Below are 16,710 nucleotides of genomic sequence, written 5' to 3'. Positions count from 1 at the left end.
TTATCGACACGGTACCCGCACCCCCGCACCCCCGCAGGCTGCCGCGCGGTCCAGCGATCGGGCCGCACATCAGGTACGCCGGCCGCCACTGTCACCCTCCGCGATCGGACCGCACCCCGTACACCGGCCGCCACCGTCACCCTCCGCGATCGGACCGCACCCCGTACACCGGCCGCCACCGTCACCCTCCGGGATCGGGCCGCACACCCGGTACACCGGCCGCCGTTGCCACCCGCGGGGATCGACCGGGGCGGGGAGAGCACCGGCGATCGAGCAGGGATACCGTGGCGGAGACCGCGATCAGGGTGGCGGCGGCAGCGGGTGGGACGTGCGGCGACACGCCCACGACCACGCCCGCCAGGGCCGTACCCGCGGAGCCCGCACTGATCTTCAGGGCGCCGATCCAGACGAAGACCTGGCCCCGGTACTCCGGCGGCGAGTACTCGCTCCGGGCCGCCAGCGTCGCCGCGAAGAAGAAGGAGTTCACGAAACCCGCGACGGCGTACACGATCACCGTCACCGGGAAGCCCGGCAGCAGGGCCGCCGACGTCAGCGCCACGGCCACCACCGCGGCCAGGCGGGTCATCAGGCCGTCCGCGGCGCCCCGCTGCGGGCGGATCATCAGCACCGCCGAACCGGCGAGACCACCGAGGCCGTACGCCGCGGTCAGGATGCCCGCCGCCGCGTGACCCACCCCGAGCACCCCGGTCGCCGCCACCGCGGTCACCGGCAGGACCGCCAGGCCGAGCGACACACTCGTGGTCAGGTACAGGGTCCGGCGTAACGGTCCCGAACCCACGACCAGGCGCAGCACCCGGACCGGACCGGGTACGGCGCCGGGCGAGCCCGCCGGCGGCGCGTACGGCAGCAACCACACCAGACCCGCCGCCGCGAACGTCGCCCCGGCCAGCAGCAGCGCCGCGACCGACGGTGACCACCACGCCGCGACCGCCGCGACCAGGCTGGGCCCGATCGTGCCGCCGATCCCGTAGGTCGCCACGTCCCAGCCCTGCGCCCGCCGCTGGCTGACCAGCCCGGGCCCGGCGATCGCGGGCAGGCGGCTGCTGATGCCGCCGGTGAGCAGCGGCCCGACCACCCCCGAGGCGATCAGCAGCAGCGCCGGCACCAGCGGCGGCGTCACCGGATAGAGCAGCACCGCCGCGGCGAGGGTCGCGCCGTGAACCACACAGGCGAGGACGATCACGGTACGGCCGTCCCGCGCGGTGTCCAGCCTCCGCGCCACGAACGGCCCGGCCAGGTGCGGGGCGGTGATGCTCGCCCCGAGCAGCCCGGCCAGCCACCCCGGCCGTCCGCTCATGCTCACCATCAGCACGACCGCGACGACCGCCCCACCGTCGGCCGTCCGGGCCAGGGTGGCCGCCACGACATACCGCGCCAGCCCGCCCCGAACGGCCACCGGCGCACTCACGGGAGGAGCCCGCCGGAGTCCCCGCCGGGAACAGAGCGAGCGGAAGCGGTGGAGACGGAGGCGACGAGATCCAGATCGGTCACCACTCGCACCACCTCGGCGCGCGCGGCGTCGTCCAGGCCCTGGATCGGCAGGGGCAGCGACGACCGGCGGACCAGCCCCAGATGTTCGGCGACCGCGGCGATCACCCGCAGGCTGCCGTACGCCGCGTTCAGGTCCCACAACGGCTGTAGCCGGGCCGACAGCGCCGCCGCACCCGCGTGGTCCCCGGCCTGCGCCGCCCGGGTGATCGCCAGCGCCGGCCCGGGCAGCGTCCCGCCGAGCACGGAGTACCAGGTCACGCACCCCGCGGCGAGCCCCTCCGCGGCGAACGCGTCCCCGGCCACCCCGACCGTCACCGTGCCGGGCAGAAAACCGGGCGAGAAGACCGGCGGGGAGGCGGGCGCGGAGGCCGGCACGCCCGGCACCTTGATCGAGGCGATGTGCGGCAGCTCGGCGATCCGGGCGAAGAGCTCCGGCGTGAACCGGAAGTGCGTGGTACCCGGATTGTCGTAGACGATCACCGGCACCGACACCTCCCGGCTCACCGCCCGGAAGAGCTCGAACACATCGTTCTCGGTCAGCGGCTGGTAGGAGACCGGCGCGAGCAGCAGCCCGGCCACCCCGGCGCGCTGGGCGTCCTCGGCGTGTTCGAGGACGTGGCGGGTCCGCAGCCCACCGATCCCGGCCAGCACCGGGACGGATCCGGCGTGCGCCACCCCGAGCTCCGCGATCCGCTGCCGCTCCGCACGCCGGAGGTACGCGTACGACCCGGTCGACCCGAGCACCGTGATCGAGTCGACGCCCGCCGTGGCCAGCCGGGTGACCAGTCCGGCGAAGGACGCCTCGTCGATCTCCTCGTCCACGAACGGCGTCAGCGGGAAGGCACTGAGTCCAGCGATCACAACGAGCTCCTCGATCCGGGTGGTGACGGGTGGCGGGCCAAAACAGGGCAGCGGGTCAAGCAGGGCGGCGGGCCAGAACAGGGCGGCGTGCCAGAGCAGGGCGGCGGGCCAAAACAGGGCGGCGGGTCAGAGCAGGGCGGCCAGGTCCGCGGCGAATCGGGTGGCCTGGCCGGCGGTGATGGTCGACGTGGTGACGCGGACGGCGGGATGCGGACGGCCGGTGACGGCGAAGTCGGCCCCGGACCGGACCGCCCAGCCCCGATCGGCCAGCCCCGCGATGACCCGGGTGGCAGACGACGCGGGGCCGGGATGGGAGGGCAGGGGTACCCAGACGTTCAGGCCGTCGGTGCGGGGGTTGACCGGGATGCCCTGGGCGGAGAGGGCATCGGTCAGCAGGCGGACGCGGGTGGCGTAGGCGGCGCGGGCCGCGGGGATCAGGGGTGACGGGAGCAGGGTCGCGGTGACGTGCTGGAGCAGGTGGCTGACCCAGGTCGGCGCGCCGAGCCGGGCCTCCAGGCGGGCCGCGGTGTCCGGGTCGGCGAGGACGAAGGCGAGCCGCAGGTCGGGACCGAGGAACTTGCTGACCGAGCGGATCAGGGCGTGCCGGGGCGCGTCCGGTGGGGTGATCCGGTGGTACGGCTGCGACGACACGGCCGAGAAGTGGTCGTCCTCGACGACGAGCACCCCGGGGTGGGCGGCCAGCACGTCCCTCAGGTCCGCCGCCCTCGACGCGGAGAAGCCGGCACCGGTGGGGTTCTGCGCTCTCGCCGTACCCAAGACTGCGCGGACGCCGCGGGAAAGCACGGACCGTAACCCATCGGGGGTCATGCCCTCGTCGTCGGCCGGGACCGGCTCGGCGCGGTAGCCGTTGAGGCGCAGCGTGCCGATGGCGGAGATGTAGCCCGGATCCTCGACGGCCACCCGGTCACCGCGGGTGAGGTGGGCGCCGAAGAGGCGCTCGAACGCGTCGACGGTGCCGTGGGTGAGGACCAGGCGGTGCGGCGCGTCCACGTCCGGAGCGTGGTGCCGCGCCGACCAGGCGGCCAGGGCCTCGCCGATCGGCGGATGACCGTAGACCGCGGTCGTGTACCCGTCGAGGGCGATCGGCCCGGCGGCCGGGAGCAGGGCCGGGTCCGGGTTGCCGGCGGCCAGGTTGATCAGCTCGCGCCCGGCGGCGCGCCCCTCCCCGGGCACGTCGGGAACGGGCCGGATGATCGTGCCGCCGCGCCGCCGGGACTCGACCACGCCGGCCGCCGCGAGCTGCGCGTACGCCGCGGCGACGGTGTTCCGGTTGAGGCCCAGGCGCACGGCGAGGTCCCGGATGGACGGCAGCGCGTCACCGGCGCCCAGCCGGCCACCGGCGGCGAGCGTGCGCACCGAGTCCGCGATCTCGCCCGCGGTGCTCCCCTGGATCTCCACGGAGGCGACCGTACCAGATATGTCCTAGGACATAATCCGCGCAGAGGAATCCGGGCAGAGGAATCCGGGCTCCGCAACTCGAAAGACGGAGATTCCAGATCGCGATGATCGGCCGATGACCCGGCCAGCGGAGGGTAAGCGTGACGTAACACGATGGAGGAGGCGCGCCCATGGCCTGGTCAGGACTGTTCGCGACCCGGGATGTCGGGACGATGGTCAGCGAGACGGCGGAACAGGGGGTCGAGCTCAAGAAGGCGGTCGGCGTCACCCAGCTGACCGCGATGGGGGTCGGCGCCATCATCGGCACCGGCATCTTCGTGGTCATCGGCAAGGGCTCCGGCATCGCCGGGCCGGCGGTGATCCTGTCGTTCGTCCTGGCCGCGGTCGCCTGCGCCTTCTCGGCCCTCTCCTACGCCGAACTGGCCTCCTCGATCCCGGTCTCCGGCAGCGCGTACACCTACAGCTACGCGACCCTGGGCGAACTGGTCGCCTGGATCATCGGCTGGGACCTGATCCTGGAGTACGGCGTCTCGGTGGCCGGCATCGCGATCGGCTGGGGCGGCAACCTGAACGCGTTCCTGGACTCGGCGTTCGGGGTGAGCCTGCCGGACGCCATCGCCGAGTCCCCCGAGGACGGTGGCACGTTCAACCTGCCGGCCGTCTTCGTGGTCCTCGCCATCACGTTCCTGCTGGTCCGAGGGGTGACCGAGAGCGCCCGCGCGAACCTGGTGATGGTCGCGGTCAAGCTGGTCGTGCTGGTCTTCTTCATCGTGGTGGCGTTCGCGAACTTCGGCACCGGGAACTTCCAGCCGTTCGCCCCGGACGGTGTGGACGGGGTGACCGCGGCGGCGGCGATCATCTTCTTCGCGTACATCGGGTTCGACGCGGTCTCCACCGGCAGCGAGGAGGCCCGCAACCCGGCGAAGGACCTGCCGATCGCGATCATCGGCTCGCTGCTGATCTGCACGGTGTTCTACGTGCTCACCACGGTCGCCGCGCTCGGCATCGCCAGCCCGGACCAGATGAAGGACAGTGACGCCCCGCTCGCCGCCGCCCTCGACCAGGGTGCCGGGATGAGCTGGGCGGCGGCGATCCTGGCGCTCGGCGCGGTCGTCGCGATCACCAGCGTGGTGCTGGTCATCTTCTACGGCCAGACCCGGATCTTCTTCGCCATGTGCCGGGACGGCCTGCTGCCCCGCCGGATGGCCGTGGTCCACCCGAGATACGGCACCCCGGCCCGGCTCACGATCACGCTCGGCGTGCTGATCGCGATCCTCGCCGCGCTGGTGCCGCTCGGCACCATCGTGGAGCTGGTCAACATCGGTACGCTCTTCGCGTTCGTCCTGGTCAACATCGGCGTGATCATCCTGCGCCGGACACGGCCGGACATGCCGCGCCCGTACCGGGTGCCGTGGTCGCCGCTGCTCCCGCTGATCGGGATCGCCTTCGCGATCTACCTGATGAGCGACCTGCCGCTGGAGACCTGGATCCGCTTCCTGGTCTGGCTCGCGGTCGGCCTGATCATCTATGCGGCGTACGGCTACCGGCACTCCCGCCTGCGCGGCCCCTCGCCGAAAGCGGGCGGCGGCGAAGAGCCCGCGCCGTAGAAGGTCAAGCCCGGTGCCGCCCCACATGGGACGGATCGGCGGCGGACGAGGTGGGCGCCTCGGCCGCCGACGTGGTCCACGGCGGGACCACCGGCGCCGTCTCCAGGTCGATCATCGGGACGTAGACGCGGGCGTCCACCGCCTCGGCCAGCAGCAGCGCCGCGACCAGCGCGGTCGGCCTGGCCTCCGGATCGCGGTCCAGGCACCGGCTGACCAGGTCGAGGACCTCGGGCGGCATCCCCGCCGTACGGGGCAGCGGCTCGGGGTCGTCCTGGCACTGGGCCGCGATCAGCTCGGTGTTGCTCCGCGCGCGCCACGGCAACCGCCCCGCGAGGCAGTGGTAAAGGAGCGTGCCCAGCGCGAACATGTCCGCGGACGGGGTGGCCGGGTGCCCCTCGAAGCGCTCCGGGGCGACGTACGCCGGCGTACCCATCACCATGCCGTCGACCTCGGACTCGGCCGCGCCGACCGCCGCCGCGATGCCGAAGTCGAGGACCTTCGCGCCGGACGGGGTCAGCATGACGTTGGCCGGCTTGATGTCGCGGTGCACCACCTTCTCCGCGTGGGCGGCCGCGAGTCCCGCCGCCACCTCGGCGCAGACCCGCACCCCGATCCGCCAGTCCAGCGGACCGGCCGCGAGGTGCGCGCTCAGCGTCTGCCCCTCGACCAGCTCCATCACGATGTACGGCACGTCGAGCCGCCCCGGCACCGGCGAGGTGCCGAAGTCGTGGACCGCCGCGACGTTGGGGTGCGCCAGCCGCGCCGCCGAGCGGGCCTCGGTGCGGACCAGCTCCACGCCGACCTCGCCGAGGGTCCCCTCCACGGCGGGCGCCATGATCTTCACGGCGACCGGCCGGTCGAGCACCCCGTCGTGTCCCCGCCACACCTCCGACATGCCGCCGAGCCCGATGCGGTGCACCAGCCGATACCGCCCGCCGAGTGTCCGCATACCCAACTCCCTGTCGCCCGAGCCTTTCCCGGCCAGTCGTTACCCGGGGCCCGGAGACGCAAAACACCGGAGCTATTTCCATTAATCAATGAAAGAGTTATTCCGCCATTCACAGGGTCGCCACGGATCCAGCAAATCGGACACCCGGGTTTCACCGTCAGTGACCGGGTCCGGCGCCCCGCGAATCCGGGACCACCGGCACCGGCGATCACCATGGGTAACGTCACGAAACAACAAAAATGGCGGAGCCGGTCCTTGTGAGAACGACTCCGCCATTGACAGTACGGGCTTGGTACCGCGCCGCACCTGACGTCCTGACGACGGTATGCCATGCCCGTCAGGCGCCGCGCAGGCACCCCACCCAGAGTGACGACACTCTCAGTTAGCAACCCTTGCTGAACTCCGGAAAGCCGCACTGAGCTGCCACTTCACATCACAGTCACCCTTACCGATGATCACCCTGTGCGAACTCTGCGTAGTAATAGATCAGGCCAGCTCGGTACGCAGGTCATGCGCCCCGTCCGCGCGGGTCGCCTCGTAGTAGATCCGCTGCCCTCCGTCCGGCAGGTCCACCAGGCTGAGGTAGCGCAGGCCGTACGGCGCGTGCGGGCTGCCCACCGGGTCCCGCTCCTCCGCGGTGAGCTCGCCGAACGTGCCGTCCGGCAGCCGCACGCCGCGGGCCACGCCGGTCCGCTCCTCCCAGTTCTCCCCCGCGGTGGCCCGGCCGTCGTACGCGACCGTGATCTCGTCGCCGATGACCTGGACCGAGGAGACCCGCACCCCGCGCGCGTCCCAGGCGCCGGGCCGCCCGCGCAGCGCGGTCCGCCGCCACGTCCAGTGCACGCCGTCCGGGCTGGTCGCGTACTCGGTGGTCATCCGGTCCGCGTCGTCCCAGGACTCCAGGGGGTGCACCGAGGCCCAGAGGTGCCAGCCGTGCTCGTCGTGGTGCAGCACCGGGTCCTTGACCCCGGCCGCCTCGTCACCGGCGAGGACCGTCACCGGCACCGCGCCGGCCAGCCCCTCCGGGGTGTCCGCCTCGAGCAGGTCGACCCGCCAGTGCTTGGTGCCCGGGGTGGCCGCGCTGACATAGAGCCGCCAGCGCCCCTCGGGTGTCCGGACGATCGCCGGGCGCTCCAGGGACTCGGCGCCGAAGCGGTCCTTGTCCACCTCGGCCACCACCTCGAAGGCGAGGCCGTCGGCGGAGCGGGCGATCACGTTCGCGATACCCCGGCCGGCACCGATCGGCAGGCGCAGCCGGTACGCGAGATAGATCTGCCCGTCGGACACGATCGAGCTGGGCGCGCCGGACCACGCCCCTGGTTCGGTGCCCGGCGGTTCCACCACGACGGTGGACTCTTCCCAGCGGGGCAGGGGCAGGGTGGTGGTTCCGGTGCTCAAAGCGGCTCCCGAGGTCGCGTCGTCGAAACCTGAGTGTGCATTATCTATCAGCTTAGTGGGGTTTGCACCGAACGGGCGTGTCGGTCAAGGCTGAGCCAGTCGTCGTACGACTCGCCGGTCACGTCCTGCAGGAGCCGGATGTCCTCGGCGAAGTAGGGCAGCAGCGCGGCCCGCTCCTCCGGCGTGGTGACCGGGCGTTTGCCCTGCTTGCGGTGGAGCAGGGTGAGCAGCGGCCCGCGCGCGGCCAGGCGCAGCGGCACCGGGAAGCGGTGCCCGAACTCCCCGCCGGAGCGCAGCAGCCCGCGGAGCACCCGGTTCAGCCCGTTGTCCTCGACCACGTGCCGGTTCACGTTCTCCTTCGGGATCGCGGTGAGGACGCCGGTACGCACGCCGAGGAAGGCGCAGACCCGGTCCAGCGTCTCGGCCGGCGCGTCCCTGAGGTCCCGGTAGCGCAGCAGCAGCACCTGGTCGCGCGCGAAGCGCTGGAAGAGGTGTTCGAGCTGACTGCCGTACAGGCCCATCCCGATGTAGTGCCAGAAGTCCGCCCAGTGCGCGGCCTTGCGCTGCTCCTCGGCGTGGCACGCGGCGAGGAAGTCGGCCTCGGGCTCCAGCCCGGCGATCCAGAGGTGCGTCCAGTTGGAGTGGGCGCGGTCCACCGGGTCCCGGAGCAGGATGATCATCTTCACGTCCGGGATCAGCGTCGCGATCCGGTCGTGCGCGAGCAGGTCGTACAGGTAGAAGGGGGTGGCCTCGCCGCGCAGCGCGCCGGCCGGCGCGTCCGCGAAGAGCGTCTCGTAGTCGGCGCGCCGCCAGACGTGCTCCTGGTAGGTCTGCACGTCACCGGGTCCGCCGACGGTCGGCGGCGGTCCGCCGGAGAGGAAGAACTTGGGTTCCTTCACCTTCGAGAGGAACAGCTGCGGATGGCCGGCGAGGGCGGCGTGCAGCGCGGTCGTACCGGCTTTGGGCACGCCGGCTATCAGGAAGTCGGGCAGTGGCATGCGGGTACCCCCTAGCGCGCGAAGTCGGAGTTAGCCTACAGAAGTTGTAGGATTTAGGAACCCCTCGGCGCAGGCGATGTTTCCCCGGGTGCGCGGCGTGAAACCCCGGTCAGGGCAGGCGGAGGAGACGCCGCCACCAGGTGGCACGGCGGAAGCGCGGGCACTCCCCCGCCGGGCATGCGGAGCACTCGCTGCCGGGCCGGTAGTGATCGTGGGCGCGGCGGGGATGCCCGCAGAGACAGAGCACGTCGTCCATCGTCATCGACTCACCAACGCACGGTGGCGGAACGGGCAACGGGCGACAGCGCGGGGTTTCACGGCACGGGACGCTAAACAGACGGAGCGTCACCCGCCACCGGCCCGCCTTCTACCCAGCGTCACCAATTTTGCCCCCAAGACTCCCCAAGCCGGACATATCCGATTTATTAATTCAACCCCATTTCCCGTACGATATACGCGCACCCCGAGCAATGCGGTATTCGCCCGGAAAAGCCACCTGAACGGGCAATCGCCACCACGCAGCGTGACAATGCCGCCGAGTAACCTCCACGGCCACTCAGAGAAACATCGGAAAACGCTGTGAACAAAGGCTTTGTGGCACCTGTGATGTGAGACTTTCTTGCCCGCTGTTGACGCTATGTAATCCCTTGCTAGGTTGTTTCCCTGAGGCCGGCGGCCGCGTATTTCCGCTAACTGGAAATTCACAGGGAAAGCCGCATCACCGCCGGGCGGAAGGGAATGAAGTGGAGCCACCGCACTTGTCCGCGAACACCCACGGTGACCGTGCCGTCTCACCAACCGTGAGTGTGGTCATCCCCACGCTGAACGAGGAACGGAACCTGCCGCACGTGTTCGAGCGGCTGCCCGCGCTGGTCACCGAGGTGATCGTGGTGGACGGCGGCTCGGTGGACCGGACCGTCGAGGTCGCCCGCGCGCTGCGCCCCGGCGTGAAGGTCGTCCAGCAGACCCGCCGCGGCAAGGGCAACGCACTGGCCTGCGGATTCGCGGCCTGCACCGGCGACATCATCGTGATGATCGACGCGGACGGCTCCACCGACCCCGCCGAGATCCCGTACTTCGTGGCGAAGCTGACCGGCGGCGACCAGTTCGTCAAGGGCACCCGCTTCGCCGAGGGCGGGTACAGCCACGACATCACCCGGCTGCGCAAGCTCGGCAACGACGGGCTGAACCTGGTGGTGAACACGCTCTTCAGGACCCGGTTCACCGATCTCTGCTACGGCTACAACGCGTTCTGGCGCGAGGTGGTCCCGGCCCTCGACCTGCCGGACATCTCGCTGCCCCGGCCGCGCGACGACGGCAAGCTCTGGGGCGACGGCTTCGAGATCGAAACCATGATCAACATCCGGGCGGTCGCCGAGCGTCTCCGGGTCGGCGAGGTCGGCAGCACCGAACACCGCCGGATCCACGGCCAGAGCAACCTCAACACCTTCCGCGACGGCTTCCGGGTGCTGCGCACGATCTTCTCCGAGTACGCCCGGGCGCGCCGGCGCCGGAAGGCCGGCCTCGAACCGTTCGCCGCCGCCCTGGCCCGCAACGCCGCCGCCCGCCGCGCCCAGGGCCCGCACCCGGTCGACCCCCGGCGCAGCCGCTTCTCCACCCAGGAGCTCCGCATCCTGAGCACCCGCGCCCCCTACGACGACTGACGTCCCCCTCCCCCGATCCCCCACCGGAGTCCGCCCCCTCGTGAACCGCACCCCCCTCGTGAACCGCGCCCCCCTCGCCACCACGATCGTCATCCCCACCTACGCCGAACAGCGCTGGGACAGCCTCGTCCGGGCGCTCGACTCGGCGCGGAAGCAGGACCGCCCGCCGGCCGAGATCGTGGTGGCCGTCGACCACAACCCGGCGCTGGCCCGCCGGGCCCGTCGTGAGCTGGGCGACGTCACGGTGCTGCAGAACGCGTACGCCCGGGGCGTCTCCGGCAACCGCAACACCGGGGCGTTCCACGCGCGCACCCCGCTGGTCGCGTTCCTGGACGACGACATCGTGGCCGACCGGCACTGGCTGGGGCGGCAGATCGAGCCGTTCGCCGACCCGTCCGTGGCCGGCACCGGCGGCGCGATCGACCCCGCGTGGCAGGGCGACCGGCCGCGCTGGATGCCGGGCGAGTTCCTCTGGGCGGTCGGTGGCTCGTACGCCGGCATGCCCACCGAGACCGCGCCGATCCGCAACGTCTGGTCGGCCGGCATGGTCGTCCGCCGCGAGGCGTTCACCCGGGTCGGCGGGTTCCGGGTCGGCTTCGGCAAGCTCGGCGACCGGAACCGGCCCGAGGACACCGACCTCTGCCTGCGGATCAGCGCGGCCGGCGGCGGCCACTGGGTGTACGTGCCGGGCGCGGTGATCCGGCACGAGGTGCCGCGGGAGCGCGCGACGTTCCGGTTCTTCCTGCGCCGCTGCTACGCCGAGGGCCGGGGCAAGGTGCAGATGGCGGGCCTGCACGAGGACGACGCGCTCGGCGCCGAGCGCGGTTACCTGTGGTCGCTGCCCGGCGCGGTCGCCCGTCACCTCGGCGCGGCGATCCGCGGCCGTGGCGCACACGAACTGCTCCAGGCCGGCGGCGTGCTCGCCGGGGTGGCCGCCGCGGGCGTGGGCGGCGCCGTGGAGAAGCTGACCGGCGCCCGCACCACGAACGGCGGGGCGCCGGACGGCGGAGCCGCGGGCCGGCGCAGTGACGGGGCGGCCGCGTGATGACCGGCGAGATCGCCGCCACCGTGCTCGACCTGGACCTGTCCGAGCCGCTGCCGCGCGTCGAGCCGGTCGCGCCGCAGGCCTGGGTGCTGGTCCGGCTCTTCACCGAGCCGCTCGGCACCGCCCTGATCGACGTACCGGCGGAGGGTCTCGCCCCCGCCGCGCTGGCCGCCGCGATCGACGCCGAGCTGGGCCCGGTGGTCCGGCCCCGGCTGGCCGGCGGCCCGGTGCCGGCCGGCGGGTTCATCCCGGACCGGGAGCCGGGGTTCCTGGTCACCCGCCGCCGGGTGCTCGCCTCGGCACCGGAGATCACCGTGGTGGTCTGCACCCGGGAGCGGCCCGCGGCCCTGGCCCGCTGCCTGGAGAGCCTCTTCGCCCAGCGCTATCCCGGATTCCGGGTGCTCGTGGTGGACAACGCGCCCGAGTCCGGCGCGACCGCCGCCGTCGTCCGGGACGCCGCCGCGACCCGGGACTGGGTGCGCTACCTGGCCGAGCCGCGGGCGGGTCTCTCGTACGCGAGGAACACCGCGGTCGCGGCCTGCCCGGGCCGGATCCTCGCCTGGATCGACGACGACGAGATCGCCGACCCGCACTGGCTCGCCGAGATCGCCCGCGCGCTGCACGACCATCCGGAGGCCGACGTGGTCTCCGGGGTGATCGTGCCGGCCGAGCTGGAGACCCGGGCGCAGCTCTGGTTCGAGCAGTTCGGCGGGCACAGCAAGGGACGCGGGTTCCGGCCGGACGTGTTCGGCCCGCACACCGCGGACCGGCAGAGCCCGCTCTACCCGCTGCCGCCCTTCGGCACCGGGGCGAACATGACGTTCCGTCCCGGGGTGATCGAGCGGATCGGCGGCTGGGACACCGCGCTCGGGGCCGGCACCCCGGCGATGGGCTCGGAGGACACGCTCGCCTTCACCCAGGTGCTGCTCGGCGGCGGGACCATCGTCTACCAGCCGACCGCGGTCACCCACCACTACCACCGGCGCGACCTGGCGGGGCTGCACCGGCAGATGGTCGGGTACGGCACCGGGCTGACCGCCGCGTACACCGGCCTGCTGCTCCGGCGCCCGGGTCTGCTCTGGCGGCTGATCGGGCTGGCGCCGACCGCGTACCGGGACCTGACCGGCGCGGACAGCCTGCGGGTGTCGACGCTGCGGGACGACTTCCCGCGCGAGCTGCTCGCGGCCAACCGGCGCGGGATGGTCGCCGGTCCCGCCGCCTACCTGCGCGGACGCCGCGCCGCCCGGTTCGCCCGGTAATATCCCTATTAATACTGGTAACGGAGGCCGGAGACTCATGGGGGACGAGCCGAGGATCGGCCGGAGGCGGGCTCCGGAGGATCCCGACCCGAAGGCCTCCCCGCAGGCCGTCCGGAAGGCCGCCGACCTGATCGGCGAGGCCCGGGCCCGCGCCGCCCGTTCGTCCTCGCCCTCGTCCTCGTCCTCGCCCTCGTCCTCGTCCTGGAACGAGGAGACGCAGGTCATCCGCCTGCCCGGCAACCACGGGCCGGACACCACCTCGAACGACGAGACGATCGCCATCCCTCAGGTGGCGCCGAAGAAGCGGCCCGGATTCACCGACACGGTCATCATCCGGCTGCCGGTCGCGCCGAAGTCGCAGTCCGGGCCGGTCACGGCGCGCGGCACCGCCACCGTCGGGGCGATCCTCACCGAGGACACCGTCCTCATCAAGCTCCCGGCCCGGATCACCCCGGTGGTCGAGGCCGCCGGCGAGGAGATCCCCACCGACCTCGGGCGGGCCCCGTGGGTGCTCGCGCTCTCCAGCGTCGGCGTCGCGATCGTCGCCCTGGCGTACGCCGGTGGCCGCGACGCCGCCGGGTGGGCGATGACCGCGTACTGGATCGGCCAGATCATCGTCTTCACCCCGGTGGTGTTCCGGCTGCTCAGCCGGCTGGCCGGGGTGGCCGAGTCGTTCGCGCTGGTGATGGGGCTGGCCACCAACCAGTACATGCTGAAGTGGATGTACAGCCCGGACCAGTTCCGGTTCCCCGACGAACTGCAGCACTGGCTCGCCACCACCCTGATCACCGAGAACGGGCAGCTGTTCCGCCCCAACCTGGCCCTGCCCCCGGCCGTGCACTTCCCCGGGCTGGCCGAGATGGGCGCCGCGCTGGCCGAGCTGACCGGGCTGCCGGTGACCGCCGCCGGGGTGATCGTCGCGGGCGTCGCGCACCTGGTCTTCGTCGGCGCCTTCTTCGCGACCACGCTGCGCGCCAGCAACTCACCGGCGATGGCCGGGGTGGCCTGCGTGACGTACGCGACCGCGATGCACTACCTCTTCTTCAACTCGATGTTCCTGTACGTGACCGCCGCGCTGCCGTTCTTCATGCTGACGATCTGGGCGACCCGGCGGTGGCGGACCGGCGGCGGGCGGCGGTTCGTGGTCCTCGCACTGATCGGCATCGCGATGACCACGGTGAGCCATCACGTGACCGCCTTCGCGCTGGTCGCCACGCTGACCCTGCTCGCCCTCGCCGAACTGGTCATCCACCGGCCGCGTCCCTGGTCCACCCTGCTGGTGCCGGGCCTGGCCGCGGTCATCGTGCTGGGCTGGGTGCTCGTCGTGGCGAGCGACGTGATCGCGTACCTGGAGGCCCCGGTCCGGGAGGCGATCGCGGCCCTGCGGAGCATGCTGGGCGGCGCCGCGGGCGGGGGCACCGGCACGTCGGTGCCGCTGGTCCAGCTGCTCGTCCAGGGTCTCGGGCTGCTCGGGCTGCTGGTGCTCTTCCTCGCCGTGGGCCGGGACATGATCCTGCGGCGGGATCGGGACACCTGGCGCTGGGCGGCGCTCGGCGGTTCCGCGGTCTTCTTCGCCGGGAACGGCGCCCGCTTCCTCGGCGCGAACGGGCCGGAGATCGCCGGGCGGCTCTCCACGTACACGTACATCCCGATCTCGATCATCGCGGCGATCGCCATCGTCTACGCCGTCCAGATCATCCCGCCCCGCGACGAGTTCGGCCGGCGGTGGCGCTCCGCGCTGGTCCCCGGCTACTCGATCACCACCGGACGGCGGCTCGCCCAGCAGGTGTACCTGGGCACCGGGCTGATCACGCTGCTGATGATCGGGGCGCGGACCGGCGGCTACCCCTCGGTCTCCGCGCTGCTGCCCGGGCCGTACCTGCCGGCGGCGTACGAGCGGTCGGTGGACGCGTACGGCGTGGAGGCCGCGCGCTGGCAGGAGCGGACGCTGGGCCGGGGCAACCGGGTCGGCGGGGACATCACCGCGGTGGCGCTCTCCTCGACGTACGGCCGTCAGGACCCGGTCCGCGAGGTGGCCGGCCTGTACTACGCGGAGACCTGGACCGACGAGGACGACGAGGAGGTCGACCAGCTCGGGCTCCAGTACCTCGTCGTCGACCACCGGCTCGGCGACGGGCTGCCGGCCGAGGGCGCGTACTTCGAGGACGACCCGCATGCCGGGCAGATCACCGCGCCGCTCAGCGCGAAGCAGCTCGGCAAGTTCGACGACGCCGACCGGCTCTCCCGGCTCTACGACAACGGCCAGGTCCGGATCTACCGATGGGACGCCCCGTGAGAGGCTCGCACGCCGGCGCGTACGCCGGGCTGACCGTGCTCTCCGGCGCCGCGGTGGTCACCGGTGTCCCGGTGCTCTCCGTGCCCGGCGGGCTGCTGCTCGGCTTCGTGCTGCCCGGGTCGGCGCTGGTCGGCGCGCTGTTCCGGGAGGGCCGCCGCGACCTGGGCGTGGTGGAGCGCCTGGTGCTGGTCCCGGCGCTGAGCCTGGCCACCCTGGTGCTCGGCGGGCTGGCCCTGTGGACGGCCGGCGGCACCCTGAACCGGACCGGCTGGCTCCTGGTCAGCGCCGTGACCACGCTGCTCGCCGCCGGAGCGGCCGTCGCCCGCGCTCGCCTGCGGCCCGCCGCACCCGCACCCGGCGCACCCGGCGCACCCGGCGCACCCGGTGCACCCGGTGCATCCGGCGTGCCGGACAGGCGGTTGCGGCTGCCCGGCCGGGAGAAGATCCGCCCGGTCCACGACGTCCTGCCGCTCGCCCTGATCGTGCTGCTGCTCGCCGGGGTGGGGTGGTGGTCGTTCCGGGACTCGGAGCGACACTACGACAACGCGGTGGTGGCGTTCTCCGCGGCACCGCCCGGCGCGGCCGGCGACGACGGGAACCGGACGGTCCGGCTCACCGCGACCGGGCTGAGCGCGAGCGGCGGGCCCTACTCGATCGCACTGACCGGGGACATCGGCTACGCGAGCAAGAAGACGATCACGCCGTCGTCGCACGGCGCCTGGTCCGGATCGGTCAGCGTGCCCGCCGACGAACGGATCACCATCGTCCTGCTGCGGGGTGGCTCCTCGGACGCGTACCGCACCGTGATCATCGCGGCGGCCGCCTAGCTCGAGTTTGACGTGCGGTGGGGTGGCATCGACCCGCCACACGTCAAAACCCAGGCTAGGTCCAGGAACGTCCGGCCAGGCGGGCCGCCCGCCGGACCAGGCGCCAGCCCGGCTGGGCGGCGTGCTTGAGCCGGGGCAGCAGCAGCGAGCCCCGGCCCTCGACCAGGGCGAGCAGGTCGGCGCCGGTGTGATCGGGCGTGGGCTGGAAGCGCGGCACCGCGAACCGGTCGTCGCGGGGCGTGTGCGGGCGGCGGCCCACCTCGGTGGCGTTCTCGTGCCCGGTCTCCGCGACCACCTCGCGGACCCGGCGGCCGTGGTAGCCGTGCGGGTAGGCGAACGAGCGCACCCGGACCTGCAGGCGCTGTTCGAGCCGGTCCCGGCCGACCCGGACCTCCTCGCGCAGCCGCGCCGGGGAGAGCACGTCGAGCGGGTGGTGGATCAGGCTGTGGTTGCCGATCTCGATCCCGGCGGCGGCGACCTCGGCCAGCTCGTCCCAGGTCAGCATCGGCCCGAACGCCGCCGACCACTCGCCCAGCCAGCCCGCATGGCCGCCGAGGTGACCGACCGAGGCGTAGAGCGTGGCGTTCTTCACGATCGGCAGCCCGCGGGTGAGGAAGTCCCGGTACCCGTCGTCGAAGGTGACCGCGACCACCCGGCCCTCCCCGCGCCTCGCGAGCGCCTCGGTCAGGCCCGTCAGCTCATAGCCGGAATCGGTCAGCGCGGCCAATTGCTCGGCGAGACGCTCCGGCGGCACCGCGAGATCGCGCAGCGGACCGTCGACCGCCGACACCGAGTGGTACATCAGCACCGGCAGATCCGACACCCGCGACCCCCTCCATCACTTCCCAATTCAGATTACACGGAGTAATGTGCGA

At 72.6% G+C, this 16,710-nt stretch carries 14 protein-coding genes; 6 read left to right on the top strand and 8 right to left on the bottom strand.

Annotated features, from left to right (window positions below; genetic code table 11):
• Window positions 1-181: 181 nt before the first annotated feature.
• From AB0M08_RS09820 to AB0M08_RS09810, 3 genes are all read right to left on the bottom strand, one after another.
• Window positions 182-1,429 (bottom strand): MFS transporter, encoded by a 1,248-nt coding sequence (locus tag AB0M08_RS09820; RefSeq protein ID WP_364491031.1) that lies wholly within the window; start codon window positions 1,427-1,429, stop codon window positions 182-184.
• Complete coding sequence (locus AB0M08_RS09815) at window positions 1,426-2,373, bottom strand: dihydrodipicolinate synthase family protein (protein WP_364491029.1); 948 nt, start codon at window positions 2,371-2,373, stop codon at window positions 1,426-1,428. The genes AB0M08_RS09820 and AB0M08_RS09815 overlap by 4 nt, the downstream gene beginning before the upstream one ends.
• A 126-nt stretch (window positions 2,374-2,499) precedes the next feature.
• Window positions 2,500-3,792 carry an aminotransferase class I/II-fold pyridoxal phosphate-dependent enzyme gene (locus tag AB0M08_RS09810; protein WP_364491027.1) on the bottom strand — a complete coding sequence of 431 codons (1,293 nt, stop codon included), beginning with the start codon at window positions 3,790-3,792 and terminating at the stop codon, window positions 2,500-2,502.
• Between the two features lie 170 nt (window positions 3,793-3,962).
• Here AB0M08_RS09810 and AB0M08_RS09805 point away from each other — a divergent pair, with 170 nt between their 5' ends.
• Window positions 3,963-5,399, top strand: coding sequence for an amino acid permease (locus tag AB0M08_RS09805; protein WP_364491025.1), 1,437 nt, complete (start codon window positions 3,963-3,965; stop codon window positions 5,397-5,399).
• A 4-nt stretch (window positions 5,400-5,403) separates the two neighbouring features.
• On the opposite strand, the gene AB0M08_RS09800 is transcribed toward AB0M08_RS09805, so the two are convergent.
• The 4 genes from AB0M08_RS09800 to AB0M08_RS09785 all read right to left on the bottom strand — a co-directional run bounded on the left by AB0M08_RS09800 (window position 5,404) and on the right by AB0M08_RS09785 (window position 9,006).
• On the bottom strand, window positions 5,404-6,348 hold the full coding sequence (locus AB0M08_RS09800) for a serine/threonine-protein kinase (RefSeq protein ID WP_364491023.1): 945 nt from the start codon (window positions 6,346-6,348) through the stop codon (window positions 5,404-5,406).
• Between the two features lie 486 nt (window positions 6,349-6,834).
• Window positions 6,835-7,746 (bottom strand): hypothetical protein, encoded by a 912-nt coding sequence (locus AB0M08_RS09795; RefSeq protein ID WP_364491021.1) that lies wholly within the window; start codon window positions 7,744-7,746, stop codon window positions 6,835-6,837.
• Window positions 7,747-7,793: 47 nt separating this feature from the next.
• Window positions 7,794-8,744 (bottom strand): sulfotransferase, encoded by a 951-nt coding sequence (locus tag AB0M08_RS09790; protein WP_364491019.1) that lies wholly within the window; start codon window positions 8,742-8,744, stop codon window positions 7,794-7,796.
• A 109-nt stretch (window positions 8,745-8,853) separates the two neighbouring features.
• Complete coding sequence (locus AB0M08_RS09785; RefSeq protein ID WP_364491017.1) at window positions 8,854-9,006, bottom strand: hypothetical protein; 153 nt, start codon at window positions 9,004-9,006, stop codon at window positions 8,854-8,856.
• A 538-nt stretch (window positions 9,007-9,544) separates the two neighbouring features.
• On the opposite strand from AB0M08_RS09785, the gene AB0M08_RS09780 reads away from it, so the two are divergent.
• From AB0M08_RS09780 to AB0M08_RS09760, 5 genes are read left to right on the top strand one after another with little or no spacing between them, the layout of a single operon-like run.
• Window positions 9,545-10,408 carry a glycosyltransferase family 2 protein gene (locus AB0M08_RS09780; protein WP_364491015.1) on the top strand — a complete coding sequence of 288 codons (864 nt, stop codon included), beginning with the start codon at window positions 9,545-9,547 and terminating at the stop codon, window positions 10,406-10,408.
• Between the two features lie 40 nt (window positions 10,409-10,448).
• Window positions 10,449-11,453, top strand: a complete 1,005-nt coding sequence (locus AB0M08_RS09775) for a glycosyltransferase family 2 protein (RefSeq protein WP_364491013.1) — start codon at window positions 10,449-10,451, stop codon at window positions 11,451-11,453.
• Window positions 11,453-12,712: a glycosyltransferase family A protein gene (locus tag AB0M08_RS09770; protein WP_364491011.1), complete on the top strand. Its 1,260-nt coding sequence runs from the start codon at window positions 11,453-11,455 to the stop codon at window positions 12,710-12,712. Before AB0M08_RS09775 ends, AB0M08_RS09770 begins: the two co-directional genes overlap by 1 nt.
• A 37-nt stretch (window positions 12,713-12,749) precedes the next feature.
• Window positions 12,750-15,008, top strand: a complete 2,259-nt coding sequence (locus tag AB0M08_RS09765) for a hypothetical protein (RefSeq protein WP_364491009.1) — start codon at window positions 12,750-12,752, stop codon at window positions 15,006-15,008.
• Window positions 15,005-15,835 carry a hypothetical protein gene (locus AB0M08_RS09760; RefSeq protein WP_364491007.1) on the top strand — a complete coding sequence of 277 codons (831 nt, stop codon included), beginning with the start codon at window positions 15,005-15,007 and terminating at the stop codon, window positions 15,833-15,835. The genes AB0M08_RS09765 and AB0M08_RS09760 overlap by 4 nt, the downstream gene beginning before the upstream one ends.
• Before the next feature lie 55 nt (window positions 15,836-15,890).
• Here AB0M08_RS09760 and AB0M08_RS09755 read toward each other — a convergent pair whose 3' ends face one another.
• Entirely contained in the window at window positions 15,891-16,658 is a 768-nt protein-coding gene (locus tag AB0M08_RS09755) for a polysaccharide deacetylase family protein (protein WP_364491005.1), read from the bottom strand.
• Window positions 16,659-16,710 lie beyond the last annotated feature (52 nt).

Origin of the sequence: Actinoplanes sp. NPDC051851, from assembly GCF_040681165.1 — a bacterium.
In the GTDB taxonomy this organism is placed as follows: Bacteria; Actinomycetota; Actinomycetes; order Mycobacteriales; family Micromonosporaceae; genus Actinoplanes.
This window is presented reverse-complemented; position numbering and strand designations above follow the sequence as displayed.